Annotated in this window: 26 protein-coding genes; 8 read left to right on the forward strand and 18 right to left on the reverse strand. The window is 69.7% G+C overall.

Translation table 11 applies throughout. The annotated features are described in order from the left end of the window. Positions 1 to 10: 10 nt before the first annotated feature. Positions 11 to 1195 carry a DSD1 family PLP-dependent enzyme gene (locus tag AC07ZS_RS06430; RefSeq protein ID WP_494797751.1) on the reverse strand — a complete coding sequence of 395 codons (1185 nt, stop codon included), beginning with the start codon at positions 1193 to 1195 and terminating at the stop codon, positions 11 to 13. Continuing rightward, entirely contained in the window at positions 1179 to 1820 is a 642-nt protein-coding gene (locus tag AC07ZS_RS06435) for a histidine phosphatase family protein (RefSeq protein WP_494797752.1), read from the reverse strand. Before AC07ZS_RS06435 ends, AC07ZS_RS06430 begins: the two co-directional genes overlap by 17 nt. 106 nt (positions 1821 to 1926) lie before the next feature. On the opposite strand from AC07ZS_RS06435, the gene AC07ZS_RS06440 reads away from it, so the two are divergent. Continuing rightward, on the forward strand, positions 1927 to 4299 hold the full coding sequence (locus AC07ZS_RS06440; protein ID WP_494797753.1) for a hybrid sensor histidine kinase/response regulator: 2373 nt from the start codon (positions 1927 to 1929) through the stop codon (positions 4297 to 4299). A 7-nt stretch (positions 4300 to 4306) separates the two neighbouring features. Here the strand turns inward: AC07ZS_RS06440 and AC07ZS_RS06445 are convergent, their stop codons facing one another. From AC07ZS_RS06445 to AC07ZS_RS06455, 3 genes are read right to left on the reverse strand one after another with little or no spacing between them, the layout of a single operon-like run. Beyond that, positions 4307 to 5011 (reverse strand): hypothetical protein, encoded by a 705-nt coding sequence (locus AC07ZS_RS06445; protein ID WP_494797754.1) that lies wholly within the window; start codon positions 5009 to 5011, stop codon positions 4307 to 4309. Between the two features lie 42 nt (positions 5012 to 5053). Beyond that, complete coding sequence (gene ttcA, locus AC07ZS_RS06450) at positions 5054 to 5983, reverse strand: tRNA 2-thiocytidine(32) synthetase TtcA (protein WP_494797755.1); 930 nt, start codon at positions 5981 to 5983, stop codon at positions 5054 to 5056. Further along, entirely contained in the window at positions 5980 to 6852 is an 873-nt protein-coding gene (locus AC07ZS_RS06455) for an IclR family transcriptional regulator (RefSeq protein WP_494797756.1), read from the reverse strand. The genes ttcA and AC07ZS_RS06455 overlap by 4 nt, the downstream gene beginning before the upstream one ends. Positions 6853 to 6993: 141 nt before the next feature. On the opposite strand from AC07ZS_RS06455, the gene AC07ZS_RS06460 reads away from it, so the two are divergent. Both AC07ZS_RS06460 and AC07ZS_RS06465 read left to right on the forward strand, forming a co-directional pair. Next, positions 6994 to 8025: a TRAP transporter substrate-binding protein gene (locus tag AC07ZS_RS06460; protein ID WP_494797757.1), complete on the forward strand. Its 1032-nt coding sequence runs from the start codon at positions 6994 to 6996 to the stop codon at positions 8023 to 8025. 3 nt (positions 8026 to 8028) lie between these two features. Next, positions 8029 to 8706: a hypothetical protein gene (locus AC07ZS_RS06465; RefSeq protein ID WP_494797758.1), complete on the forward strand. Its 678-nt coding sequence runs from the start codon at positions 8029 to 8031 to the stop codon at positions 8704 to 8706. On the opposite strand, the gene AC07ZS_RS06470 is transcribed toward AC07ZS_RS06465, so the two are convergent. Beyond that, positions 8703 to 9605 (reverse strand): LysR family transcriptional regulator, encoded by a 903-nt coding sequence (locus tag AC07ZS_RS06470; protein ID WP_494797759.1) that lies wholly within the window; start codon positions 9603 to 9605, stop codon positions 8703 to 8705. The two genes, AC07ZS_RS06465 and AC07ZS_RS06470, sit on opposite strands and share 4 nt — an antisense overlap. 85 nt (positions 9606 to 9690) lie before the next feature. On the opposite strand from AC07ZS_RS06470, the gene AC07ZS_RS06475 reads away from it, so the two are divergent. Both AC07ZS_RS06475 and AC07ZS_RS06480 read left to right on the forward strand, forming a co-directional pair. Then, entirely contained in the window at positions 9691 to 10041 is a 351-nt protein-coding gene (locus tag AC07ZS_RS06475; RefSeq protein WP_494797760.1) for a protocatechuate 4,5-dioxygenase subunit alpha, read from the forward strand. Between the two features lie 20 nt (positions 10042 to 10061). Continuing rightward, entirely contained in the window at positions 10062 to 10907 is an 846-nt protein-coding gene (locus AC07ZS_RS06480; RefSeq protein WP_494797761.1) for a class III extradiol dioxygenase family protein, read from the forward strand. Between the two features lie 7 nt (positions 10908 to 10914). Here AC07ZS_RS06480 and AC07ZS_RS06485 read toward each other — a convergent pair whose 3' ends face one another. From AC07ZS_RS06485 to AC07ZS_RS06515, 7 genes are read right to left on the reverse strand one after another with little or no spacing between them, the layout of a single operon-like run. Further along, positions 10915 to 11415: an ureidoglycolate lyase gene (locus AC07ZS_RS06485; protein WP_494797762.1), complete on the reverse strand. Its 501-nt coding sequence runs from the start codon at positions 11413 to 11415 to the stop codon at positions 10915 to 10917. Beyond that, positions 11412 to 11717 carry a hypothetical protein gene (locus tag AC07ZS_RS06490; RefSeq protein WP_494797763.1) on the reverse strand — a complete coding sequence of 102 codons (306 nt, stop codon included), beginning with the start codon at positions 11715 to 11717 and terminating at the stop codon, positions 11412 to 11414. Before AC07ZS_RS06490 ends, AC07ZS_RS06485 begins: the two co-directional genes overlap by 4 nt. Continuing rightward, positions 11714 to 12160, reverse strand: a complete 447-nt coding sequence (locus AC07ZS_RS06495; RefSeq protein WP_494797764.1) for a MaoC family dehydratase — start codon at positions 12158 to 12160, stop codon at positions 11714 to 11716. The genes AC07ZS_RS06490 and AC07ZS_RS06495 overlap by 4 nt, the downstream gene beginning before the upstream one ends. A gap of 2 nt (positions 12161 to 12162) precedes the next feature. After that, positions 12163 to 12564: a MaoC/PaaZ C-terminal domain-containing protein gene (locus AC07ZS_RS06500; protein ID WP_494797765.1), complete on the reverse strand. Its 402-nt coding sequence runs from the start codon at positions 12562 to 12564 to the stop codon at positions 12163 to 12165. Positions 12565 to 12583: 19 nt separating this feature from the next. Further along, positions 12584 to 13747 (reverse strand): acyl-CoA dehydrogenase family protein, encoded by a 1164-nt coding sequence (locus tag AC07ZS_RS06505; protein WP_494797766.1) that lies wholly within the window; start codon positions 13745 to 13747, stop codon positions 12584 to 12586. Between the two features lie 24 nt (positions 13748 to 13771). Beyond that, positions 13772 to 14971 carry a CaiB/BaiF CoA transferase family protein gene (locus AC07ZS_RS06510; protein WP_494797767.1) on the reverse strand — a complete coding sequence of 400 codons (1200 nt, stop codon included), beginning with the start codon at positions 14969 to 14971 and terminating at the stop codon, positions 13772 to 13774. A gap of 11 nt (positions 14972 to 14982) precedes the next feature. Next, positions 14983 to 16170 carry a CaiB/BaiF CoA transferase family protein gene (locus AC07ZS_RS06515; protein ID WP_494797768.1) on the reverse strand — a complete coding sequence of 396 codons (1188 nt, stop codon included), beginning with the start codon at positions 16168 to 16170 and terminating at the stop codon, positions 14983 to 14985. A gap of 272 nt (positions 16171 to 16442) precedes the next feature. On the opposite strand from AC07ZS_RS06515, the gene AC07ZS_RS06520 reads away from it, so the two are divergent. The 3 genes from AC07ZS_RS06520 to AC07ZS_RS06530 are packed head-to-tail and all read left to right on the forward strand — an operon-like array spanning position 16443 to position 19585. Next, entirely contained in the window at positions 16443 to 17384 is a 942-nt protein-coding gene (locus AC07ZS_RS06520) for a dihydrodipicolinate synthase family protein (protein WP_494797769.1), read from the forward strand. 7 nt (positions 17385 to 17391) lie between these two features. Beyond that, positions 17392 to 18807 (forward strand): dihydropyrimidinase, encoded by a 1416-nt coding sequence (gene hydA / locus AC07ZS_RS06525; protein WP_494797770.1) that lies wholly within the window; start codon positions 17392 to 17394, stop codon positions 18805 to 18807. A gap of 1 nt (position 18808) precedes the next feature. Further along, entirely contained in the window at positions 18809 to 19585 is a 777-nt protein-coding gene (locus AC07ZS_RS06530) for an HpcH/HpaI aldolase family protein (RefSeq protein ID WP_494797771.1), read from the forward strand. A 6-nt stretch (positions 19586 to 19591) separates the two neighbouring features. Here AC07ZS_RS06530 and AC07ZS_RS06535 read toward each other — a convergent pair whose 3' ends face one another. The 5 genes from AC07ZS_RS06535 to AC07ZS_RS06555 are packed head-to-tail and all read right to left on the reverse strand — an operon-like array spanning position 19592 to position 23720. Next, positions 19592 to 20410 (reverse strand): phytanoyl-CoA dioxygenase family protein, encoded by an 819-nt coding sequence (locus AC07ZS_RS06535; protein ID WP_494797772.1) that lies wholly within the window; start codon positions 20408 to 20410, stop codon positions 19592 to 19594. A 25-nt stretch (positions 20411 to 20435) separates the two neighbouring features. After that, positions 20436 to 21185, reverse strand: a complete 750-nt coding sequence (locus AC07ZS_RS06540; protein WP_494797773.1) for an amino acid ABC transporter ATP-binding protein — start codon at positions 21183 to 21185, stop codon at positions 20436 to 20438. After that, positions 21182 to 22120: a dihydrodipicolinate synthase family protein gene (locus tag AC07ZS_RS06545; RefSeq protein WP_494797774.1), complete on the reverse strand. Its 939-nt coding sequence runs from the start codon at positions 22118 to 22120 to the stop codon at positions 21182 to 21184. Before AC07ZS_RS06545 ends, AC07ZS_RS06540 begins: the two co-directional genes overlap by 4 nt. Before the next feature lie 29 nt (positions 22121 to 22149). Next, on the reverse strand, positions 22150 to 22827 hold the full coding sequence (locus tag AC07ZS_RS06550; protein WP_494797775.1) for an amino acid ABC transporter permease: 678 nt from the start codon (positions 22825 to 22827) through the stop codon (positions 22150 to 22152). A gap of 35 nt (positions 22828 to 22862) precedes the next feature. Then, positions 22863 to 23720, reverse strand: coding sequence for an ABC transporter substrate-binding protein (locus tag AC07ZS_RS06555; RefSeq protein WP_494797776.1), 858 nt, complete (start codon positions 23718 to 23720; stop codon positions 22863 to 22865). Positions 23721 to 23777 lie beyond the last annotated feature (57 nt).

Genomic DNA, 23777 nt, shown 5'->3' on the forward strand with positions numbered 1-23777 from the left:
GCGCGGGCGCTCAGCCCAGCGCGCCGCGCGTGTCCACCGGGATCAAGCGCTCCACCTTGCCGCCGGAGAGGCCGCCGCGCACGCCGAACATGAGGTCGTGCAGGTTGACCGTGGGGTCGCAGTGGCCGGGCACCAGCCAGACGGTATCGCCCAGGTTGGGCAGCGCCTGGCCCGCGTGGGCGGGGCGCAGGATGCCGTGCTCGTCCCCGCCGTTGGCGAACACCAGGCCCGGCGGGCTCCACACCGCCGGCAGACCGCTGTCGATGGCGTGGCTCTTGTGGCCGGCGTCGCACACCGCGTGCTGGGCGCTGCGGCTCATCACCTGGGCCTTGAGGAACAGCGCATGCTCGAACACCGGGGCCTGCGGCGCGCTTTCGTTGCGCGCGTAGTCGGCGTCCATGAACAGGTAGGAGCCCACCTGCAGCTCGCCCCAGACGCGGCTGGCCGTTTCCAGCGCGAAGGTGCCGGTGCCCGCGCCGGTGATCAGCGGCACCGTGAAGCCGGCCGCCTGCAGCCGTTCGCGCGTGAGCGCGGCGGCCCAGGCCGCTTCGCCGATGGCCTTGGCGCGCTCGGCCGGGTCGCGCCGGTGCTGCGCACCCCCGTGGTAGGCCTGCAGCCCGGCGAAGCGCAGCACCGGGTGCTGGGCGATCAGCCGGGCCAGGTCCACGGCCGGTTCGCCGGGCGGCACGCCGCAGCGGCCCTGGCCGACATCGATTTCCACAAACACGTCGATGCGGTTCTCGCCGCCCACGCTGGCGGCCTCCAGCGCCTGTGCCAGCCGCAGCACGCCGGCCGCGCTGTCCACGGCGATCGCAAACCGCGTGTCGGGCAGCGTGCGCACCGCCTGTGCCAGCCGCTGCAGCTTGGGCAGGGCGATCACTTCGTTGCTGATGTAGATGTCGGTCACGCCGCCGCGGGCCAGCGCCAGGGCCTCGTCCGTCTTCTGCACGCAGACGCCCACCGCGCCGTGGGCCATCTGCAGCCGGGCGAGGTCGGCGCTCTTGTGCATCTTGGCGTGCGGCCGCAGCCGCAGGCTGTGGGCCCTGGCGTAGGCGGCCATGTGCGCGAGGTTGCGCTCCATGGCGTCGAGGTCGACCACCAGGGCCGGCGTGTCGAGTTGCGACACGTCCTGGCCGATCAGCTCTCTGGCGTTCTGCCAGCGCGAAGGGCGCGCAAGTTCAGGCAGCGCGTTCATCGAGTGGGGCTCCGGACTGCAGGTGGTGGGTGTCGGCCCAGCCGACCAGGCTCAGCCCCTCGGGCGACCACAGCAGGCGGTTGATCGCGGTGTTGGGCAGCTCCCAGCTGCGCGGGGCGGTGAGCTCCAGGCGCGTGGCGGCGCGGTACAGGATGTCGAGCACGCCGCCGTGCGCCACCATCAGCACCTGCTCCCCGGGGTGGCGCGAGGCCAGGTCGAGCACGGTCGGGATCACGCGGCGCTGCAGCTGCTCCAGCGACTCGCCGCCGGCCGGCGCGAAATCGGGCATGCGCTTGCGCCAGGCCAGTGCCTCGGTCGGCCAGCGCTGTTCGAGCTCGGCCCAGGTCTGGCCCTCGAAGCGCCCGAAGTGGCGCTCGCGCAGGCCCTTGTGGGGCGTCACGCTGAGGTTCTTGACGCGGGCCACCGCCTGCGCGGTTTCAAAGGCGCGGCCGAGGTCGCTGGCGTAGACGGCGGCAATCGGTTCGTCGCGCAGCGCTTCGGCCAGCTGGGCGGCCTGCCAGCGGCCGCGCTCGTTGAGGGCGATGTCGGTGTGGCCCTGGATGCGGGTGTCGCGGTTCCAGGCGGTTTCTCCATGGCGCACGGCCAGGATGCGGGTGACTTGCAAAGCGGGTCCTTGAACGCGGGGCGAAAGACTGCAACTGTACCGGGAGCGCCACTGTCCGGGGGGCTGCGGCGGTGTGAAAACCGGGGTTTGCGACACAATCCGAAACATGACGACGTCGCCGTCTCCGTCCGACGGGGATTTTTCCTCGCTCTTCAATTTCCTGCCGATCGGGGCCTACCGCAGCTCGCCCGAGGGCCGGATGCTGCGCGCCAACCAGGCGCTGGTGGCGCTCAACGGCTATGCCTCGGAAGGGGAGCTGCTGGCGGCGGTGAACGACATCGCGCTCGAGTGGTACGTCGACCCCGTGCGCCGGGCCGAGTTCAAGTGCCAGCTGGAGCGCGACGGCTTCGTGCGCGGCTTCGTCTCCGAAATCCACCGCCACCGCACGCGCGAGCGCGTCTGGATCAGCGAGAACGCGCACGCGGTGCGCGACGCGGCCGGGGTGCTGCGGTACTACGAAGGCACGGTGGAGGACGTCTCCGACCGCATGCGCGACCAGAAAACCCTGCGCGAGAACGAAGAGCAGCTGCGCCTGATCACCTCCCAGGTGCCCGGCGCCGTGTTCGCCGTGCACGTGCGCAACGACGGCGGGCGCGAGTACCGCTTCCTGAGCGCCGGCATCCGCGACATCTACGGCTTCGAGGCCGACGATCTCATGCGCAACCCCGCCTTGCTCGGGCGTTACTTCCACCCGGAAGATCAGGCCATGCTGGAGCGCGACCGGCAGGCCATCCTGGCCGGGCAATCCCATCTGGAGACCGAGTTCCGGGTCGTGCTGCCCGACGGCACCGTCAAATGGATCTGCAATCGCTCGTGCGCCGTGTCGGCCGACGCCACCGGCTTCCTCCGCGTGGGGGTGCTGTTCGACATCACCGACCGCAAGGAGGCCGAGGCCGCGCTGCACGCCAGCGAGGCGCTCTGGAAGCTGGCGCTGGAGAGCGCGGGCGACGGTGTCTGGGACTGGAACCTGACCACCGGCGAAGAGTTCTTCTCGCCCGGCATCAAGGCGATGTTCGGCTACGACAACGAGGACATCGCCAACTTTTCGGCCGAGCTCGATGCGCGCACCCACCCCGACGATGTGCCGCAGATGCTGGCCGACCGGCGGGCCCACTTCGAGGGCCACGCCCCGGTGTACCGCAACGAGCACCGCATCCGCTGCAAGGACGGCCGCTGGAAATGGGTGCTGTCGCGCGGCATGGTGCTCTCGCGCGACGACACCGGACGGCCCGTGCGCATGGTCGGCACGCACACCGACATCACCGAACACAAGCAGGCCGAAGCGCAGCACCGCGCGCTCGAAGTGCAACTGCGCGAATCCCAGAAGATGGAGGCCATCGGCACCCTGGCCGGCGGCGTGGCGCACGACTTCAACAACCTGCTCGCCGCCATCCTCGGCAACCTCGTGCTGGCGCGCGAGGACCTCGGCGAGCAGCACCCGGCGCAGGAGAGCCTGACCGAGATCAACCGCGCGGCCATCCGCGCGCGCCAGCTGGTGCAGCAGATCCTCACCTTCAGCCGGCGCCAGACGCAGGAAATGGTGCGCCAGCCGCTCACCCCGCTGGTGGAGGAGGCCCTGGGCCTGATGCGCTCGCTGCTGCCCGCCGGCCTGAAGCTGGTGGCGCGCCTGCCCGCCGCCGGGTTGCCGGTGCTGGCCGATGCGACCCAGATGCAGCAGGTGCTGATGAACCTGTGCACCAACGCCTGGCAGGCCCTGGAGGGCGGCTCGGGCGACATCACCGTGGCGCTGCGCGAGGTCCGGCTGGACGCCTCGCAGGGCCTGCAGCTGGGCGGCCTGGCCGGCGGCGCCTACGCCTGCCTGAGCGTGGCCGACAACGGGCCGGGCATGGACGAGGCCACGCAGCAGCGCATCTTCGAGCCCTTCTTCACCACCAAGGCCCCGGGCGCGGGCACCGGCCTGGGGCTGGCGGTGGTGCACGGCATCGTCAAGGCGCACCGGGGTGTGATCGCGCTGCACAGCCGCCCGGGCGAGGGCGCCCGTTTCGATGTCTACCTGCCCCTGGCTTCGGGCGCCGAAGGAGCGGAGGCCGAGGCGCCGGTCGCGGCCTCGCCCGCGACGGCCGCCGCGCCAGTGGCGCCGGGCAAGCACGTGCTCTACATCGACGACTACGAGGCCCTGGTGTTCCTGGTCGGGCGCCTGCTGCGCAAGCAGGGCTACCGCGCCAGCACCTTCGAGTCGGGCGAGGCGGCGCTGGCCTGGCTGCGCGAGCACCCCGACGACCCGGTGGACCTCGTCGTGACCGACCAGAACATGCCGGGCCTCTCGGGGGTGGAGGTGGCGCGTGAGCTGCGCGGGCTGCGCCCGGGTTTGCGCGTGGCCATCGTCTCGGGGCACGTCAACGACAAGCTGATCGCCGAAGCGACCGACGCCGGCGTGTGCGAGGTGATGGGCAAGCAGGACAGCATGGACGCCCTGGGCGAAGCCATCCGCGAGCTGCTCGAGCGCGCGACCGGCTGAGGGCCGCTCAGCGCGGCACTTCGATGTTGACCTGGCGCGGGCCTTCCGGGGGCGCAGGGAAGTCGCGCAGCGCCGCGTCCAGCATGGCCGCCCACAGGCCGTTCGTGCTGTTCCAGCGGCCGTCGTGCGCGGCACGGGTCTCGTAGACCACCTTGCCGCTGGCGGCGTGGCGGATCACCAGCGACACCTCGCGCTTGTAATACGGCGACTCCATGCGCGGGTACATCGGCATCCAGATGATCTGGCCGCGCCCGGTCACCACGTAGTCGCGCCCCGGCATCGCGTAGCCAAAGCCTGGGCCGAAACCGCCGCCCCAATAACCGCCCCAGTAGCCGTCGTACGGGCTCTCCCAGGGCGCGCGCGGCAGGCGCAGCGTGCTGGCCTCCACCTGCACCAGCCAGGGCGACGACGTGCCCTCGGCCGCGCGGGTCCAGCCCACTTTCACCAAGGCTTGCTGGGCCAGGCGCTCCAGCTCGTCCTGGCCGGTCGCGATCTTGCCCTCGCGCTGCGACGGCAGGCGCTCGAAGCGGTAGATCTGCGGCGCCTGCGGCACCGTCACCGGCGTGCCGGGCTTGGCCGCCTGGTCGGCCCAGCGCGAGAAACTCTGCACCTGGTTGTCCACCAGGTACACGCTGGCGCAGCCGCCGAGCACCGCCAGCGCGGTGCCGACGGCCAACACCTTGAAGGCGCGCAAGAAGGTGTGAATGGTCATGAAGCCTCCTGAATGGCCCTGGCGGTCGCCCGAGCAGAAGGCTCAGTGCGCCGCGGCAATCGGTATGACTGCGGCAGGCGCCGAACCGTTCCCTTGGGAGGCCAGCCAGTCCGCGTCCGGGGGCACCGCGCGTGCCGGCGCGGGCAGGGGCTCCTCGTCGAAGGCCTTGTCGCCGTCCTCGCTGGCCTCGCCGGTGGCGCGGATGGTTTCAAAAGGAAACAGCGCGCGGTCCATCAGGTGGCTGGGCACCACGTTCTGCAGGGCGGTGAACATGTTCTCGATCCGGCCGGGGAAGCGCTTCTCCCAGTCCTTGAGCATCAGGCCCACCTGCTTGCGCTGCAGGTTCTCCTGGCTGCCGCAGAGCGTGCAGGGAATGATGGGGAACTCGCGCAGCTCGGCCCAGCGGCTGAGGTCCTTCTCGGCCACGTAGGCCATGGGGCGGATCACCACGTGCTGGCCGTCGTCGCTCACCAGCTTCGGGGGCATGCCCTTGAGCTTGGCGCCGAAGAACATGTTGAGCAGCAGCGTCTGAAGGATGTCGTCGCGGTGGTGGCCGAGCGCGATCTTGGTCGCGCCGAGCTCGCCGGCCACGCGGTAGAGGATGCCCCGGCGCAGGCGGCTGCACAGGCTGCACATCGTCTTGCCTTCGGGGATCACGCGCTTGACGATGGAGTACGTGTCCTGGTTCTCGATGTGGAACTTCACGCCCAGCTTCGTGAGGTAGGCGGGCAGGATGTCGGCCGGGAAGCCCGGCTGCTTCTGGTCGAGGTTGACCACGATCAGCTCGAAGCGGATCGGCGCGCGCGCCTGCAGCTTCTGCAGGATGTCGAGCATGCCGTAGCTGTCCTTGCCGCCCGAGAGGCAGACCATCACGCGGTCGCCTTCCTCGATCATGTTGTAGTCCACGATCGCGCGGCCGACCTCGCGGCACAGACGTTTCTCGAGTTTGTGGTTTTCCAGTTCGGTGTTCATCGGCGGTTCTCTGGCGGGAGGCGTGATTGTGCGCCATCGCTCGCGCGGCTGCGCGCGGGCGCCTCGCTCACATTGCCCCAGGTGCCCACGTTGGCGGCCTTCAGCAGGGGCGAGGCGGGGCCGGCGGCCGCCAGCTCGTCGGCGGCGGCCTGCAGCAGCGGGCCGAACCCCAGCATGCGCTGGCGCGTGAGGCGCGAAGACGGGCCGGCGATCACGATCACGCCCGTGGCCGGTTCCTTCGGCCGCGCCACCGGCGCCGCCATCGAGCTCATGCCCGGCGCGTAGACGTCCTGGATCAGGCTGAAGCCGCGCGCGCGGTGCTCGTCGAGCATGGCGAGCAGGGCCTTGATGCTGGTCGGCGCGTTGGGCCCATGGTGCAGCGGCTCGCCCATGCCCTGGCGCGTGACGCAGGCGATGGCGGCGTCCTCCGTCAGCGTCATCAGCCAGGCATGCCCGGCCGCGCTGCAGGACAGCCGCAGGTCGATGCCCATGTCGGGGTCGTACTTGAGGCCGCTGCGCGCGCCCTGCGCCTTGGCCACCAGCGTGAGCCGTTCCCCGTCCACGATGGCCAGGCGCACCAGTTCCTCGGTGGCCTCGGCCAGGCGGTTGATCACCGGCTGCGCGATGTCGACCACGCCCGAGCGGCTCAGGAAACTCAGGCCCATGGAGGCCAGCTTGGTGGTCAGCGCGTAGTCGCCCCGCTGCGGCAGCTGGCGCACGTAGCCGAAGCGGATCAGCTCGTGCAGCGTGCGGTGGCAGCCGCTGCGCAGCTGGTTCAGGTCGGTGGCGATCTGCACCAGCGGCGCGCCGTCGGGGCAGTGCGCCAGGTACTCCAGGATGGCCAGGGATTTTTCGAGGGAACCGCTCATCCGTGCGCTCCGGGTCGGTGGGTGGGAAAGATCGAATGATGACATCTTTCAATTTTTGAAAGAAATAAAAAAGTTGAAAGCCTTTCAATAAATGTGCATGATGCGCGCTCCACCACACACCCAAACAGGAGACAAGGGCCCATGAAGCACACCACGATCAACCCTTGGCGGCGCGCCTTCGTGAGCCTGGCCGCCGGCGCCGCGCTGTTCGGCGCGGTGGCCGCGCAGGCGCAAGACGTGAAGGAGCGCACCCTGCGCTTCGCCTTCAGCCTGGCCCAGGACCATCCCCTGGGCACCGGCGCCAAAAAATTCGCCGACGCCGTGGCGCAGAAGAGCGGCGGCAAGATGAAGGTGGCGCTGTTCCCGGGCGCGGTGCTCGGCAGCGACCCGCAGAACCTCTCGGCCATCCGGGGCGGCACGCTGGACTTCACTTCCATGGCCACCGGCCTGGTGGCCTCCATCGACAAGCAGCAGATGGTGTTCGACCTGCCCTTCCTGTTCAACAACGCGCAGGAGGCCTATGCCATCGCCGACGGCCCCGTCGGCCGCCGGCTGATGGACGACCTCGCGCCGCACGGCGTGATCGGCCTGGGCGTGTGGGACCTGGGCTTTCGCCACCTCACGAACAGCCGCCGCCCGATCGCGCGCCAGGAAGACATCCAGGGCCTGAAGATCCGGGTGATCGCCTCGCCCATCTTCATCGACCTGTTCACCACCCTGGGAGCCAACCCGGTGCCCATGACCTTCGGCGAGCTCTACGGCGCGCTGGAGTCGCGCACCGTGGACGGCCAGGACAACCCGCTGGGCGTGATCGAGTCGGCCAAGTTCGCCGAGGTGCAGAAATTCCTCTCGCTCTCGCGCCACGTCTACACCGGCATGCCGCTGCTCATGAGCAAGAAGACCTGGGACGGCATGTCGGAGACCGAGCGCCGCATCATCCGCGAGTCGGCCGAGGAAGCGAAGAAGCTGCAGCGCGAGGCCACGCAGGCCAAGGAGGCGCAGGCCATCGACGGGTTGAAGAAAACCATGCAGGTCAACGAGGTCGCGGCGCCCGAGCTCGCGCGCCTGCGCCAGAAGGTGCAGCCGGTGGTGGACAAGTTTTCGCGCGAAGTCGGCGAGGCCACCTACAAACAGGTGGCCGAGGAACTGGCCCGGATGCGCGCGGGGAAGTGAGGCATGGCCTTGCTGGGCGGTGCCGCGCTGGCCATGTGGTGGGAGATCGGCGCGGCCGAGTTCGACGAGTTCGCGCACTGGCATGCCCACGAGCACTTCCCGGAGCGCCTGGGCATCCCCGGCTTCCGGCGCGCTTCGCGCTGGCGGCAGGCCGGCGGGGGCGACGGCGTGTTCGTGATGTACGAGCTGGAGGACCGCGAGGTCCTGGCCTCGGCGGCCTACCTGCAGCGGCTCAACGCCCCGTCGCCCTGGTCGGTGCAGATGATGCCGCACCACCGCCACATGGTGCGCAGCCAGTGCGAGGTGCTGGCCTCGTGCGGCGGTGTCACCGCCACCCATGCGCTGACGGTGCGCCTGTCGCCCCGGGGGCCTGAAGCTGCCGAAGGCCTGCGCGCGGCGCTCGCCGCGCGCATCGCTGCCTGGCCTGGTTGCGCCGGCCTTACCGGTGCGCACCTGCTGCGCCACCGCGCGCCTGCGATCGCACCCACCACCGAGCAGAAGATCCGCGGCGGTGACGCCGTGGCCGACTGGGTGCTGCTGCTGACAGCCTACGACGCCACCGCACTGGCCGCGCTCGCGCAGGGCGAGCTGTCGCCCGAGGCGCTGGCGGCGATGGGCGCGAGCGAGATCACGCAGGGCCGGTACGAACTGGCCTACGCGGCCGTGCCGGGCGACATCTAACGCAGCGGCCGGGCCACGGCCTCGATCTGCGCGCGCAGCCACCGGTGGGCCGGGTCCTGCTGGTGGCGCAGGTGCCAGATCAGGTACATCGGCATGCCGGGGCAGGGCACGGGCACCTTGACGCTGGCCAGGCCCTGCATCAGCGGCGAGCGCTGCAACAGCCCTGGCGCGGTGGCCAGCAGCCGGCTGCCCCGCAGGAAGGGCGGCAGGCCGGCGAAGCCCGGGACCATCACGGCGAAGCGGCGCTGCACGCCCTTGGCGGCCAGGTGCTGGTCCAGGTCCAGCGCCCGCCGCGGTTCGTAGACCACGGTGGCGTGGTCGGCTGCCAGGTACTCCGCCCTGGTGGTCGGCGCCTCGCGCGCCGCCGGGTCGTAGAACACCCGGTAGCGGTCCTCGAACAGGCGCTTCTGCACGATGTCGCTGCCCTCGGGCGGGCGCGGGCTGATGGCGACCTGGCAATGCCCGTCGCGCAGCATCGCCAGCGAAGGGATGTCCGACGGGATGACGCGCAGCGCCACGCCCGGCGCCTGCTCGCGCAGTCGGGCCGCCAGCGCGGGCAGCAGCACGTCGCGCTGGAAGTCGTTGGCCGCGAGGGTCAGGGTGGTGTGCCAGTCGGCCGGCGAGAAACTGCCCGAGCGCGCGAAACGCTCCAGTTCATCCAGCAGCCGTCGGGCCTCCACCGCGAGGGCTTCGGCGCGCGCGGTGGCCGCGATGCCGCGCCCGCGCTTGACGAACAGCGCATCGCCAGTGATGCCGCGCAGCTTGTCCAGCAGGTGGCTCACCGCCGACTGCGTGACCCCCAGGCGCTGCGCGGCCCCGGTGATGGAGCCGGTCTCCACCACCGTCACCAGCAGGCGCAGCAGTCGGGCATCCAGATCCGACCAATCGAATTTGCTCATGATTCCTATGATCATCCATCGGTTTATCTTTGGCAATGGACGGGGAACACTGCAGGCATTCCAACGCCTTCCCCAGGAGATCCCCATGAGCGCACCGCTGCCCGAGATTCCCGGCACCACGCCTTTCGACGGCCGGCAGGCCCGCAAGGGCTACGCCCTGAACAAGATGTGCTTCTCGTTCAACGAGGAGCGCAACCGCACGGCCTTCCTGGCCGATGAAGAGGCCTACATGCGCCGCTTCGGGCTGACCGAACCGCAGGCCGCGGCCATCCGCGCCCGCAACGTGCTGCAGCTGATCGAGGCCGGCGGCAACGCCTACTACCTGGCCAAGTTCGCCGGCATCTTCAAGCTCGACATGCAGGACATCGGCGCTCAGCAGACCGGCCTGAGCAAAGCCGAATTCCAGGCCCGCCTGCTGGCGGCCAACCATTCCTGAACCCTCCCGGAGCACACACCATGGCACGCATCATCGGCGGTCTCGGCACCTCGCACATCCCCGCCATCGGCGGGGCGATCCACAAGGGCCTGCAGCAGGAGCCGTACTGGAAACCCTTCTTCGACGGCTTTCCGCCCATCCGGGCCTGGCTCGGCGAGCAGCGGTCCGACGTGGTCGTCATGTTCTACAACGACCACGGGCTCAACTTCTTCCTCGACAAGATGCCGACCTTCGCCATCGGCGCGGCGGCCGAATACCACAACGCCGATGAAGGCTGGGGCATTCCCACCCTGCCACCGTTGCGGGGCGAGCCCGGGCTGTCCTGGCACCTCATCGAGGCCCTGGTCGAGAAGGAATTCGACGTCGTGAGCTGCCAGGAGATGCTGGTCGATCACGCCTGCACGCTGCCGCTCAAGCTGTTCTGGCCGGAAGGCGAGTGCCCCGTGACGGTGGTGCCGGTCTGCATCAACACCGTGCAGTTCCCGCTGCCCAAGGCCAGCCGCGTCTACGCCCTGGGCCGGGCCGTGGGCGAGGCGATCCGTTCGTGGGACAGCGACAAGAAGGTCGCGGTGATCGCCTCGGGCGGCCTGTCGCACCAGCTCGACGGCGAGCGCGCCGGCTTCATCAACAAGGCCTTCGACCTGCAGTTCCTCGACAGCCTGCAGAGCAACCCGCAGTGGGCGACGCAGTTCAGCATCCACGAGATCGTGGAGAAGGCGGGCACGCAGGGCGTGGAGCTGCTGCAGTGGCTGGCCATGCGCGCCGCGCTCACGGCCGCCGGCGCGGGCGTGCGGCCCTTGCACCGCAATTACCACATCCCGATCTCCAACACGGCGACCGCTGTGCTGGCGCTGGAGGCGGTCTGAGGGGGCCTCAGACCGGGCCGGGCCAGCGCACCTCGATCGCCTCGTCCAGCGGCGACTCTTCCAGGTTGTGGCCTTCGCCTCCGCGATCGACCACCAGGAAGTCGCTGATCATGTCCAGCGCCAGCAACGGGTGGTGCCAGACGTTGCGGTCATAGTTCACCCCCTGCCAGCCCTTGCTGATGAAGGCCTGCAGCGGCCCGGGCGTCCCGCCCGCGTCGGGCGCGACCACCACGATGTAGCGCTGCGCCGCCAGGGGAATGAAGGCCTGGGAGCCGAGCGGGTGGCGCTCCATCAGCTGCAGCCGAACGGGTTGCGCGCGGGGCTGGGCGCGGAACAGGTTGACGATGGGCCGGCCGCCTTCGGCCAGGGTGTCGATCTGTGCCAGGTCGTGAAAGCGCCGCGTGGTACCGCCGTTGATGTCGAACTGGCGCGCGCCCTCCAGCTCGATCACCTGGCCGAACGGCGCGAAGGCCTTCTTCGTGAGGGCGCGCGCCCGCAGGATCTTCATGCCGCCACCGGTGTCAGCGGTGCGAGCCGCTGGCGCATGAAGTTGCTGACGTGGGGCGTGAACTCCATGAAGCCCTTGACGGCGTGGAACTCGGGCGTGTCGTACACCCAGTCGCCGGCCACCTCGTAGATGGCGGCGTACTTCGGGCCGTCTTCGAGCGAGACGAAGCGGCGCGCGGAGAACCAGCCCGGGCAGGCCAGCAGCGCGGGAATGTGCACCGCCTCGTACCAGCGGTTGAAGGCATCCTCGTGCTCGGGCGCGATGTCCACGCGCACGATGTGCAGCACCGGGCCGGCGCTCATGGCGCCGCCTCCACGCGCGGCTTCACGCGCGGGAACTTCAGCGTCGCCTCGGCCTTGAGCACTTCCTTGCCTTCTTCGTTGGCTGCGCTGGCCTGCCAGGTGACGGTGCGCGTCTCGGCGTTCATCTCGTGGATCCAGACGCGGAACGCGATCGTGTCGCCGTAGAACACCGGGCCGGTGAACCAGAAACGGTCCTCGATCGACACGCCCAGCGTGCCCGCGAGTTCGGCCGTGAGCACGTTGGTGCAGATGCCCGCCACCATGATGCCGGGCGCGAGGCGGCGGCCGAAGCGCGTGGTTTCGGCGTAGGCATCGTCCACGTGCACCGGGCCGAAGTCGCCGGTGGCGGCGATGTAGAGCGCCCCGTCGGCTTCGGTGATGGTCTTGCTGACCGACACCTCGTCGCCGACGTGCAGGCTGTCGAAGGGTTTGAGGTCGTACATGCTCAGCCTGCCTTGACGGGGACCAGCGTCGCGCTGCCCTGGGCCACGGTGTCGCCGCCGGCGACGGCGCAGCGCACGCTGCAGGTGATGCGGCCGGTGTCGGCGGCCGTCACCTCGACGCGCGACTCCACCGTCTGACCCACCTGCACCGGTGCGCTGAAGTCGATGGCCAGGCCCGCCAGGCGCCAGCCCGGGCCGGTCAGGCGGTTGAGCGCGGTGGTGGCCAGGGCCACGCCGTTGAGTTCAAAAGCGAGCATGTGCTCGAAGCCGGCCGCGCGCGCGGCGCGCTGGTCGACGTACAACGGCGCGAGGTTGCCGCTGATGCCGGTGTACATGGCCTGCTCGGCCACGGTGAGGGTCTTGCGAAACGACATCGTGTCGCCGGTCTTGAGGGAAGTGGTCATGGTGTTTTGAAGGAGAGGTTTACAGCTGCAGTCCGCGTTTCATGACGCTGCGCGCGATCAACATGCGGTGGATTTCCGACGTGCCGTCGTAGATGCGGGTCACGCGGCAGTCGCGGTAGATGCGCTCCATCGGCAGCTCCTTGGTGAAGCCCATGCCGCCGAACACCTGGATGCCCCGATCGGCCACGCGGCCGATCATCTCGGAGGCGTAGAGCTTGACCATGGAGACCTTGTCACGGCAGTCGATGCCCTGGTCGAGCTCCCATGCGGTGTTGAGCACCATCATGCGGGCGGCGAAGATCTCGGTGGCCGAGTCGGCGATCATCTGCTGCACCATCTGGAAGTCACCGATGGGCTGGCCGAACTGCTTGCGGTCGTTGGCGTGGTGGCGCATCAGTTCCAGCACGCGCTGGCCCATGCCGACGGCGCGCGCGCCGATGTGCGCCAGGCGGATGCCCGAGACGCTGTTCATGATCAGCTTGAAGCCTTCGCCCACCTCGCCCATCACCGCGTCGGCCGGGATGCGGCAGTTCTCGAACACCAGCTCGGCGTGGCCGTAGCCGCGGTGGCCCATCATGGGTTGCACGCTGGTCACCTCGAAGCCGGGCGTGCCCTTGTCCACCAGGAACAGCGAGATGCCGCCGCGCGCGCGCTTGTCCTTGTCGTGCACGGCCATCACGATCACGTAGTCGGCGATGTCGCCGTCGCTGATGAAGTGCTTGCGGCCGTTGAGCACCCAGTGGTCGCCGTCGAGCGTGGCGGTGGTGCTGATGGCGGCCGCGTCGGAGCCGGCGCCGGGCTCGGTGATGGCCATGGCGCAGATCTTCTCGCCGCTCACCGTGGGCAGCAGGTACTTCTCGCGCTGCGCGCCTTTGCAGGCCAGCAGCATGGGATAGACCTGGCCGAAGATGCGGCGGATCAAGGCGTCCGAGGTCTTGCCCAGCTCTTCTTCCACCAGGCACATGGCGACGTGGCTCAGGCCGCCGCCGCCCGTGTCTTCGGGCATGTTCATCGCGAACAGACCGAGCTCCTGCGCCTGCTGGCGCACGCGCTGCAAGGCCTCGGGCGGCACGTGGCCCAGCTTCTCGGTGTCGGCTTCGAGCGGCTGCACTTCCTGGGTCACGAAGCGGCGCACGGTGTCCAGCAGCAGCTGGATGTCGGAGGGAACGTTGTAGTCAAACATGAAGGTTCGCGGTGGTGAGGGGTTTCAGGATTGGGGGGTGGGCATGCCGATGACCCGCGCGTCGGCGAGCGCCCGGCACTCGGCCTCGCTCAGGCCCAGGCGCCGCAGGATGGCGGCGCTGTCCTGGCCGGCGTGAAAGGGCATGCGGCGGTAGTCGGGGAGCTGGCCGTCGTAGCGCAGAGGGTGGTTCACCAGCAGCGCCGTGCCGCCGCCGGGCACCTCGATCTCACGGAAGGCTTCGTTGTGCCGGGCCTGCGGGTCCTGCAGCAGGTCGTCGTAGTTGCGCACGCGCTCGTGCCAGATGGCGTGGGCGTCGAACACGGGCGAGAGGTCCTCGAAGCGCCGCGTGCGCAGCTCGGCGGCCACCGCCTGGGCGTAGCGGTCGCGCTCGGCGTAGCGGTCGATGCCGTGCAGGGCGCGCAGCGCGTCGCTGTCAAGCGCGGCGGCCAGTTTCACCGGGTCGTTCATCGACAGCACCACATGGCCTTCGGCCAGCGGGTACAGGCCGTAGGGTGCGTCGTGGTACCAGCTGCCCACGTGGCGGTCGCGCGTGAACACATCGGGCCGGTTCTTCACGGCGTAGTACTTGGTCAGCGCCTCGGTCTGCAGGTCGATGCCGGCGGTGAACAGGCTGCTCTCGACCAGCGTGCCTTCGCCGGTCTGCAGGCGCCGCACATAGGCGCCGAGGATGCCCATGGCGAGCAGTGCGCCGCCATGCTGGTCCACCACGGCGGCGCCCACGGCCGACGGGCCCTGGCTGCCGCCCCCGGTGGCCGCGATCAGGCCCGAGCGCGCCTGCATCAGCAGGTCCTGCCCCGGGCGCGAGGCGGCCGGCCCGGTGCGGCCCAGGCCGCTGGCCGAGGCCAGCACCAGCGAGGGCTTGCGCTCGCGCAGCAGGTCGAACCCCAGGCCCAGGCGGTCGAGCACGCCGGGGCGGAAGTTCTCGATCACCACGTCGGCCTCGTCGATCAGGCGCAGCACCAGGTCGCGGCCTTCGGGCTGCTTGAGGTCCACCGCCAGGCTTTCGGTGTTGCGGTTGGCGGACATCAGGAACGCGCTCACGCCGTTGACCCAGGAGTTGCCGCCGGACCAGTGGCGCTCGAACGCGCCGTCCAGCGGCTCGATCTTCACCACGTCCGCGCCCATGTCGGCCAGGTATTGCGTGCAGGCTGGGCCCTGCAGGTAGTGGCAGAAGCTCACCACCTTCATCTTCAGTTGCAGCATGGCGACGCTCCTCAGGCGGCGGTCGCGCCGACCACGCGGGACTGCACGAGCTGTTCGATCTGCTGCGGGTCGTAGCCCACTTCGGCGAGGATGTCGCGCGTCTGCGCGCCCAGCCGCTGCGGCACCAGCCGCACCGGCGGCGCCTGGCCGTCGAAGCGCAGCGGGTGACCGAGCAGCGTCACCGGTGCGCCTTCGGCGCCGGGCGTGTCGATGAAGGCGCCCAGGTGGGCCAGCTGCGCGTCCTCGCGCAGCGCGTCGTAGTCCTTTACCGGCATGTGCCAGATCGCCTGCTTCTGCAGGGCCGGCAGCCATTCGGCGGTGGTCTTCTGCGCGAGGCGATCGGCCACGGTGCGCGTGAGGTCGTCGCGCTGGTCGAAGCTGGCGGACGCGGGCAGGCCGGCGAGCGCGGGCAGGTCGAGTGCCACGGCGAGGTCGGCCGGGGATGCCATGGAAATGGCGAGGTGCCCGTCGGCCGTGGCGTGGATGCCCGAGGGGCCGGCGCTGCACCAGCTCGCCAGGCCGTGGCGGCCACGCGGCGTGTCGCTGCGCGCGCCGTTGAGCCAGGCGGTGAGCGACTCGGCCTGCAGGTCGATGGCGGACTGCAGCAGGCTGCCTTCGACCAGCCGGCCCTGGCCGGTCTTCGCGCGGCCGAGCAGGGCCGCGAGGATGCCCATGGCCAGCAGCGTGGCCGCGTGCTGGTCGACGATCACCGGGCCGGTCGGGGTGGGTGCGCCGTCGGCGCGGCCGGTGCGCGCGGCCAGGCCGCTGCGCGCCTGCAGCAGCAGGTCCTGGCCAGGCAGGTCGCGGTCCGGGCCGCTGGCGCCGTAGCCACTGACGCTGGCGTAGACGATGCCGGGGTTGAAGGCCTTGATGTCTTCGTAGCCGAAGCCCATGCGCGCCATCGCGCCGGGGCGGAAGTTCTCCATCACCACGTCCGCGCCCTCCAGCAGGCGGCGCGCGATGGCCTTGCCTTCGGCGGACTTCATGTCCAGCGCCAGGCTGCGCTTGTTGCGGCCGGTGGTCAGCAGGTTCACGCTCTGGCCGGCCACGAAATGGTTGGCCACACCCCAGTTGCGGTGGAACGCACCGTCCACGGGTTCGACGGCGATCACGTCCGCGCCCAGGTCCGCGAGAAACTGCGCGGCCATGGGGCCCGCATGAAAATGGTTGAAGCTGATGACGCGGATTCCGGACAGCATGACGACTCCAAAAATGCAGCAAGGCGACCGCCTTGCGCGGGCCGCAGACGGGGGTCCGGGGCGTTTTCAGAATAGCGTCGGGGCGCTGTTTTTTGACCGCTCGCGCCTATTAGAGTTGGCCGATCAACTATCAATGGATCGCATACGTGCACGCTGTTGGGGCGCGCGGTTTTCCCCTATAGCGGGCGCTTATAGTCCGCCCCCTTCTTCTGATAGGGCGTGGGTGGTGCTTCGGGCTATGGTCCATGACGACTTCCCGAACCACGCACGTCATGACCCTTCCCACTTCCCAACGCTTTGGCGGCATCTACGCCGCAACCATCTGCCCGTTGTTGCCCGACGGATCGATCGACGAGCCCGTGCTCGAACAGCACCTGAGCAGCGTGGCCCGTGCCGACGGCATGACCGGCCTGCTGATCAACGGCCACGCGGGCGAGAACTTCATGCTCGACCGCGGGCAGAAGCGCCGCGTGGTCGAGATCGCGCGCGCCGCGTGCCCCAGGGACACGGTGCTGATCGGCGGCATCAACGCCGAAGACAGCCACGAGGCGCAGCGGCACGTGGAAGACGCCGAAGCCGCGGGCGCGGACGCGGTGCTGATCTTCCCGCCCTTCTCCTGGGGTCTGTCGCAGGACGCCGAGGTGGCCGTGCAGCACCACCGCATCGCCACCGGGACCAGCGCGCTGCCGCTGTTCCTCTACCAGGCCGGCGTGCGGGCCGGCACCCTGGCCTACACCCCGCCGGTGCTGGAGCGCCTGGCCCAACTGCCCAATGTGATCGGCATCAAGGAAGGCAGCTGGGAGACCTCGGCCTACGAAGCGCACCAGCGCCTCGTGCAGCGCGTCGCGCCCCACGTGCTCATGATGGCCTCGGGCGACGAGCACCTGTTCAGCTGCTTTGCGCTGGGCACGGCCGGCAGCCAGGTGAGCCTGGCCTGTGTGGTGCCCGAGTTCATCGTCGGCCTGTACCGCGCGATGCAGGCCGGTGATCTGGCGGGCGCACGCGTCTGGAACCACCGCATCTACCCGTTGGCCAAGGCGGTCTACGGCACCGCACCGGGCGGCCACGCGACCGCCCGGCTCAAGACCTGCCTGAAGCTGCTGGGCCGCATTCCCGACGACCGCATGCGCGCGCCCATGGGGCCGCTGCCGGCGTCCGAAGTGGACATGCTGCGCACCGCGCTGAAGGCCGCTGGTCTGCAACCCACGGCGTGACAAACCCATGAGCACCACCACCCTGATCCGCCATGGCCGCATCGTGACGGCCGTGGACGACTACCACGCCGACCTGCTGATCGAGGACGGCAAGATCGCCGCCGTCGGCCGGCAACTGCACGTGGGCCCCGAGGTGCGCGTGATCGACGCCGCCGGCCTGATCGTCTTCCCCGGCGGCGTGGACTGCCACACCCACCTGGAAAACACCTTCGGCGATTCGACCACCTGCGACGACTTCGAGTCGGGCACGAAGTCCGCGGCCTTCGGCGGCACCACCACGGTGATCGACTTCGCGTTCCAGAACCGGGACACCAGCCCGCTGGACGCGATCGCGCGCGCACAATCGAAGGCGGCCATCGGCGCGAGCATTGACTACGGTTTCCACGTGATCGTCACGCACGTTGATGAAGCGGTGCTGGGCGACATGCGCCACGCGATCCGCCACGAAGGCGTGAGCAGCTTCAAGATGTTCATGGCCTACCCGGGCACGGTGATGGTGGACGACGCCGCCATCTTCCGCAGCATGCGCATGGTGGGCGAACACGGCGGCATGATCGCGCTGCACGCCGAGAACGGCACCGTGATCGACCTGCTGATCCGCGAGGCCCTGGCGCAAGGCCACACTTCGCCCAAGTACCACGCGCTCACGCGGCCCTCGATCCTGGAAGGCGAGGCCACGCACCGGGGCATCAAGCTGGCCGAACTCGCCCAGGCGCCGGTGTACTTCGTGCACCTCTCGGCCAAGGAGGCGCTGGCGCACGTGATCGAGGCGCGCGACGCCGGCATCCCGGTGTTCGCCGAAACTTGCCCGCACTACCTGTTCTTCGACGAATCGGTGTACGACAGCGACGACTTCTCGCTCGCCAAGTACGTCATGAGCCCGCCGCTGCGCTCGCGCGAAGCGCAGGACGCGCTGTGGACCGCGCTCAAGACCGACGACCTGCAGCTCGTTTCCACCGACCATTGCCCGTTCTGCATGAAGGAGGGCCACATGGGCAAGGTGCGCCAGAAGATGCACGGCAAGGACGACTTCTCCAAGATTCCCAACGGCGCGCCCGGGCTGGAGACGCGCATGACGGTGATCTACGACGGCGGCGTGCGCACCGGCCGCATCTCGATCAACCGCTTCGTCGAACTGACCGCAACCGCGCCGGCCAAGCTGTTCGGCCTGTTTCCGCAGAAGGGCACGATCGCGGTGGGCAGCGACGCCGACCTGGTGCTGTTCGACCCCGATGCCGAGCAGGTGCTTTCGGCCCACACGCACCACAGCCACTGCGACTACAGCCTGTTCGAGGGCCACCATGTGCACGGCAAGGTGCGCAAGGTGTTCTCGCGCGGCGACCTGATCGTGGACGAGGCGCAATGGCTGGGCACGCCCGGGCGCGGGCGCTTCCTGCGCCGGGGCGAAGCCGGGGGCTGGTGAGGTGCGGCACAACCCGGTGGCGCAGCGCTTCGCGGCGGGCGAGGCCGCGCTCGGTCTGGGCATCCAGCAGCTGCGCTCGGTGGCCGCGGTCGGCCTGGCGCGGCGCTGCGGCTTCCATTTCCTGTTTATCGACCTCGAGCACGGCCCGCTGAGTTGCGCGATGGCGGTGGACATCGCCGCGGCGGGCCTGCACGCCGGCCTGCCGGCGCTGGTGCGCGTGGCGGGCAAGGGCTCGCCCGACATCGCGCGGCTGCTGGACGGCGGCGCGCAAGGCATCGTGGTGCCGCACGTCGACACGCCCGACGAGGCGCGGGCGGTGGCCGATGCCTGCAAGTACCCGCCGCTGGGCCGGCGTTCCTTCTTCGGCCTGCAGCCGCAGTTCGGCTACCGGCGCGTGCCGGTGCACGAGGCCATGGCGCAGGCGAACCCCCAGGTGCTGTCTGTCGTCATGATCGAATCGCCCGAGGCCTTGCGCCAGCTGGACGGCATCGCCGCCGTGCCCGGCATCGACGTGCTGATGATGGGCTGCAACGACCTCTCGATGGAGCTCGGCCTGCCGGGCCAGCTCGACCACCCGGTGATGGCGGCCGCGCGGCGCGACCTGGTGGCCGCGTGCCGCCGGCACGGCAAGACGCCGGGCCTGGGCGGCATCGCGGACGCCGCGCTGCTGCGCCGCTGCATCCGCGACGAAGGCATGCGCTTCGTGCTGGCCTCCAACGACACCGACCTGCTGCTCGACGCGGGGTTGGCCCGCGTGGAGGCCCTGCAGCAGGACTGACCGCGGTCAGGCGGCCTTCTGCTTGTCGGTCCGGCTGCTGTACATCGCCTTCATGCGCAGGTCCACTGCGCGTGCGTGGGCTTCTTGCGCGGCGGCGTCGCGTTCGGCCACCGGCCGCGGCTCGTGGTCGAAGTGCTGGAAGCGGTCGGTGCCGCGCACCAGCAGCGCCGATTCGCGCGTCGCCGTGCAGCGCACGTGCGTGGGCACGAAGCGCGCGGCGATGCCGATGCGCGCGTCCGCGCCGGTGTTCTTGCCCGAGGCGTGCAGGGTGCGCCCGTCGTGCAGCGCGACCTCGCCTGCGCGCAGCAGCACGTTCACCGCGCGCGCCTCGTCCACGCCTTGCGCCGTCTGGCCGCTGATGAGCATGTTGCCCGCGCTCTGGTCGGTGGCCACGGGAAGGCGTTCCTCGCGGTGGCTGCCCGGGATGTAGCGCAGCGGGCCGTTCTCGGGGCCGATGTCGGACAGGGCGATCCACACCGTCACCTGCTCGACCGGGTCGATGTTCCAGTAGGTGTCGTCCACGTGCCAGGACACGAAGCGCTCGTCCCCGGGCTGCTTGATGAAGAACTCGGTGGACCAGAGCAGCATGTCCTCGCCGATCACCCGGGCGGCCAGGTCCAGCACCATGGGCTCGGTGGCCAGCTCGGTCAGCCAGGGAAACAGCAGGTGCGGCTTGAGGGTGAAGCGGCCCTCGAAGCGCCCGCCCAGGGCCTGCTGCGAGGCTTCGAGCCGGCGGCGGTAGAACAGCGCGCGCTCGGCATCGATGGCGCGGATGGGAAAGGCGTAGCCGTCGCGGGCGTAGTGGGACAGGTCAGCGGTCTGCATGGGTCGTGGTCTCCGGGGCTGGGGCTCAGTGCGTCATCACCTGTTTCAGGAACAGCTGGGTGCGCTCGCTCCCGGGGCGGGTGAAGAACGCCGAGGGCGGTGCCACTTCGATCACTTGCCCCTTGTCCATGAACACCACCGTGTCCGCCACCTTGCGGGCGAAGCCCATCTCGTGGGTCACGCAGATCATGGTCATGCCCTCCGAGGCCAGCTCGGTCATCACGTCGAGCACCTCGTTGATCATTTCCGGATCGAGCGCCGAGGTGGGCTCGTCGAACAGCATGACCTGGGGCTGCATGCACAGCGAGCGCGCGATCGCCACGCGCTGCTGCTGCCCGCCCGACAGCTGGCCCGGGTACTTGTGGGCCTGGTCGGGGATGCGCACGCGCGAGAGGAAGTGCATGGCGCGGGCCTCGGCTTCCTTGCGGTTGATCTTGCGCACCCACATCGGCGCGAGCATCAGGTTGTCCAGCACCGTCAGGTGCGGAAAGAGGTTGAACTGCTGGAACACCATGCCCACTTCGCGGCGCACCGCGACCACGTTCTTCGACTCGTTGTTGAGCTCGATGCCGTTGACGTGAATCTGGCCGCGCTGGTGGTCTTCCAGCCGGTTGATGCAGCGGATCAGGGTGGACTTGCCCGAGCCCGAGGGGCCGCAGATCACCATGCGCTCGCCGCGCTTGACCGTGAGCTCGACACCGTCGAGCGCGTGGTAGTCGCCGTACCACTTGTGCACGTTGTTCAGGCGGATCATGGGGGTGGAATCGGTGCTCATGAGACGGCCTTTTCGGACGAGAGGGAAGGAATGCCCGCGCGCGCCAGGGCGGCGGCGATGCGGATGGCGTCGTCGGCGGGCAGCTCGCGCACGGTGCGCGAGAGCGGGCAGGCGATGACACCGAGCTGCCACAGCGCGAGCTTGATGCGGGCGTACATGTGGGGGCGCGGCAGGGCGTAGATGGCCCGCACCAGCGGATAGAGCCGGTCGCTCACGGCGCGCATGGCGACCAGGTCGTTGCGCTCGGACGCCGTCCACAGCTCGTGCAGCTGCTGCGGCACCAGGCTGGCCAGTCCCGAGAGCAGGCCGTGGCCGCCCACGGCCAGTTGCGGAAGGAACCAGTCGAAGTTTGACGGCAGCACCGCCACCGCCGCGCTGGCCCGGCGGATCGCGTGCCAGTTGTCTTCGTACAGGGCCATGGTGTCGCTGCCTTCCTTCACGGCCACCACCGATGGCAGCGCGGCCAGCCGGGCCAGCAAGGGCGTGCTGTACGACGCGCCGGAGCCGACGGGGTACTGGAAGAGCGCCAGGGGAAGCCCGCTCGCGGCGGCGATGGTTTCGACGTGGGCGAGCACCTCGTCGTCGCTGCGGTCGGGCGAGGCCGGTGGCGGGAACACCGTGAGCACGTCGGCGCCGGCCGCGCGCGCTTCGCGGGCCTGCTGCGCGGCGGCGGCGGTGTCGTTGGTCACCAGGCCGGCCACCAGCTTCTGCCCCGGGCGCAGGCGGCTGCGGGTGAATCGGATCACCTCGCCGCGCTCCTGTGCCGTGAGGGCCGAGCTTTCCCCCGCGTGGCCGTTCACGAACACGGCGGTGGTGGAGGTCGGTGCGGCGCAATAGCCGATCAGATGGTCGTAGCCGGCCCAGTCGATGGCGCCGTCGGGATGGAAAGGCAATACCGTGGCGACGGTGACACCGCCCAGAAGAAGAGAAGTCATGGTGGTCGGGGAAAGGGCAGAGAAACCGCTCAGCGGGCGTGTGCGGTGGATTGCCCGAAGCGGCGTTCCAGGCGCTCCTGCACGAAGCCCCAGGCGGTGGTCATGATCAGGTAGTAGATGGCGGCCACGCCGAAGACCTCGAGCACGTGGAAGTGCTCCTGCATCACCATCTGGCTGCGCCGCATCAGCTCTTCCATCGAGATCACCGAGGTGATGGAGGTCGCCTTGAGCAGGCCGTTGATGGAGTTGCCCAGCGGTGGGATCATCAGGCGGAAGGCCTGCGGCAGCGTGACCTTCCAGACCACCAGCCAGCCGGGCAGGCCCAGCGAGTCGGCGGCTTCGCGCTGGCCCTGGGCCACGCCCATGAAGCCGCTGCGCACGATCTCCGACATGTAGGCCGCCTCGTTCAGGATCAGCGCGATCAGCGCCGATTCGAGCACCCCCAGGCGCAGCCCCAGCTGGGGCATGCCCGAGTAGATGATCACCAGCTGGATCAGCAGCGGCGTGCCGCGGAAGATCCAGAGGTAGAAGCGCGCGATCTGCACGAGCGCGACGTTGCTCGACATGCGCATGCCCGCCAGCACGAGGGCCAGCAGCAGGCCCCCGGTGGCGGCCGCCACGGTCATGGCCAGCGTGACGCCGGCGCCCCAGAGCAGGAACTGGTTGGTGAGATAGTCCGCGAAAGCGGGGAAGTTGAAGAGTTCCATGCGCGTGTCGATGGGCTACAGGGCGGGCCGGTGAATCAGTTGGGGCCGGGGCCGCGGATGGCGAACGGGCGGTCAGGCAGCTTGGTCACGCCGTACTTGTCGAACAGCTTGTCGTAGGTGCCGTCCTTGGCCATGCCGTTGAGCACCGCGCTGATGGCGTCGGCCAGCGGGCGCGAGCGGAAGGCCATGGCGGTGGGCGTGCCACCCTGGCTGGCGAGCACCATGCTGGCCTGGCCGCGGCGCACGTAGTCCTTGCCGGTGTAGTCGGGCGGGGCGATCAGATCCACCTGGCCCGCGCGCAGCGCGGCCATGGCATCGGCCGTGGTCGGGAAGGCCTGGATGCGCAGCGGCTTGGCGCCCTTGGCCTCGTTGGCCTTCTGGCGGTCGCGCAGCCAGCGCTCCATGTACGAGTCGGCTTCCACGCCCACCGCGAGGCCGCTGAGCTCCTCGGCCGAGGCCACCACCACCTTCTTGTTCGGTGCGGCCACCAGGTCCAGGCCGGTCAGGCCGTAGGGCACGAGGTACATGGCCTTGGAGCGTTCCTCGGTCCAGAACATGCCGGTGTGGATGCCGTCGGAGCGGCCGCCGCGCAGGGCCGGTGCCTGGGCCTGGAAGTCCATGCGCACGAAGTTCATCTTCAGGCACAGGCGCTTGGCGATCTCTTCGCCCAGGTCGATGTTCATGCCCAGCAGCTTGCCGGTGCTGTCGACGTACTGCATGGGGGGCAGCGTGGGGTTGGTGGTGAACGTGAGCTTGCCCGGCTCCACGAGTTCGGTGGGGGCCACGGCGACCACGGGCTTGCATTCCTGGGCCGCTGCGGTCAGGGGGACGATGCCGGCGCTGGCGGCCAGAACGGCCAGTGCGACGGCAGAGCGAAAACGAAGGAAAGACACGGTGAGGACCCTTTCATTGATCAACCTGCACCGGAGTGAGCAGGATGTGGGCCCAAG

This window comes from Hydrogenophaga sp. GW456-12-10-14-TSB4 (assembly GCF_059424305.1).

Excerpts from the sequence above, each read along its gene's own strand:
- AC07ZS_RS06430 (WP_494797751.1), bottom strand. The coding sequence starts at position 1,195 with ATGAACGCGCTGCCTGAACTTGCGCGCCCTTCGCGCTGGCAGAACGCC.
- AC07ZS_RS06440 (WP_494797753.1), top strand. The coding sequence starts at position 1,927 with ATGACGACGTCGCCGTCTCCGTCCGACGGGGATTTTTCCTCGCTCTTC.
- AC07ZS_RS06445 (WP_494797754.1), bottom strand. The coding sequence starts at position 5,011 with ATGACCATTCACACCTTCTTGCGCGCCTTCAAGGTGTTGGCCGTCGGC.
- ttcA (WP_494797755.1), bottom strand. The coding sequence starts at position 5,983 with ATGAACACCGAACTGGAAAACCACAAACTCGAGAAACGTCTGTGCCGC.
- AC07ZS_RS06455 (WP_494797756.1), bottom strand. The coding sequence starts at position 6,852 with ATGAGCGGTTCCCTCGAAAAATCCCTGGCCATCCTGGAGTACCTGGCG.
- AC07ZS_RS06460 (WP_494797757.1), top strand. The coding sequence starts at position 6,994 with ATGAAGCACACCACGATCAACCCTTGGCGGCGCGCCTTCGTGAGCCTG.
- AC07ZS_RS06465 (WP_494797758.1), top strand. The coding sequence starts at position 8,029 with ATGGCCTTGCTGGGCGGTGCCGCGCTGGCCATGTGGTGGGAGATCGGC.
- AC07ZS_RS06470 (WP_494797759.1), bottom strand. The coding sequence starts at position 9,605 with ATGAGCAAATTCGATTGGTCGGATCTGGATGCCCGACTGCTGCGCCTG.
- AC07ZS_RS06475 (WP_494797760.1), top strand. The coding sequence starts at position 9,691 with ATGAGCGCACCGCTGCCCGAGATTCCCGGCACCACGCCTTTCGACGGC.
- AC07ZS_RS06480 (WP_494797761.1), top strand. The coding sequence starts at position 10,062 with ATGGCACGCATCATCGGCGGTCTCGGCACCTCGCACATCCCCGCCATC.
- AC07ZS_RS06485 (WP_494797762.1), bottom strand. The coding sequence starts at position 11,415 with ATGAAGATCCTGCGGGCGCGCGCCCTCACGAAGAAGGCCTTCGCGCCG.
- AC07ZS_RS06490 (WP_494797763.1), bottom strand. The coding sequence starts at position 11,717 with ATGAGCGCCGGCCCGGTGCTGCACATCGTGCGCGTGGACATCGCGCCC.
- AC07ZS_RS06495 (WP_494797764.1), bottom strand. The coding sequence starts at position 12,160 with ATGTACGACCTCAAACCCTTCGACAGCCTGCACGTCGGCGACGAGGTG.
- AC07ZS_RS06500 (WP_494797765.1), bottom strand. The coding sequence starts at position 12,564 with ATGACCACTTCCCTCAAGACCGGCGACACGATGTCGTTTCGCAAGACC.
- AC07ZS_RS06505 (WP_494797766.1), bottom strand. The coding sequence starts at position 13,747 with ATGTTTGACTACAACGTTCCCTCCGACATCCAGCTGCTGCTGGACACC.
- AC07ZS_RS06510 (WP_494797767.1), bottom strand. The coding sequence starts at position 14,971 with ATGCTGCAACTGAAGATGAAGGTGGTGAGCTTCTGCCACTACCTGCAG.
- AC07ZS_RS06515 (WP_494797768.1), bottom strand. The coding sequence starts at position 16,170 with ATGCTGTCCGGAATCCGCGTCATCAGCTTCAACCATTTTCATGCGGGC.
- AC07ZS_RS06520 (WP_494797769.1), top strand. The coding sequence starts at position 16,443 with ATGACCCTTCCCACTTCCCAACGCTTTGGCGGCATCTACGCCGCAACC.
- hydA (WP_494797770.1), top strand. The coding sequence starts at position 17,392 with ATGAGCACCACCACCCTGATCCGCCATGGCCGCATCGTGACGGCCGTG.
- AC07ZS_RS06535 (WP_494797772.1), bottom strand. The coding sequence starts at position 20,410 with ATGCAGACCGCTGACCTGTCCCACTACGCCCGCGACGGCTACGCCTTT.
- AC07ZS_RS06540 (WP_494797773.1), bottom strand. The coding sequence starts at position 21,185 with ATGAGCACCGATTCCACCCCCATGATCCGCCTGAACAACGTGCACAAG.
- AC07ZS_RS06545 (WP_494797774.1), bottom strand. The coding sequence starts at position 22,120 with ATGACTTCTCTTCTTCTGGGCGGTGTCACCGTCGCCACGGTATTGCCT.
- AC07ZS_RS06550 (WP_494797775.1), bottom strand. The coding sequence starts at position 22,827 with ATGGAACTCTTCAACTTCCCCGCTTTCGCGGACTATCTCACCAACCAG.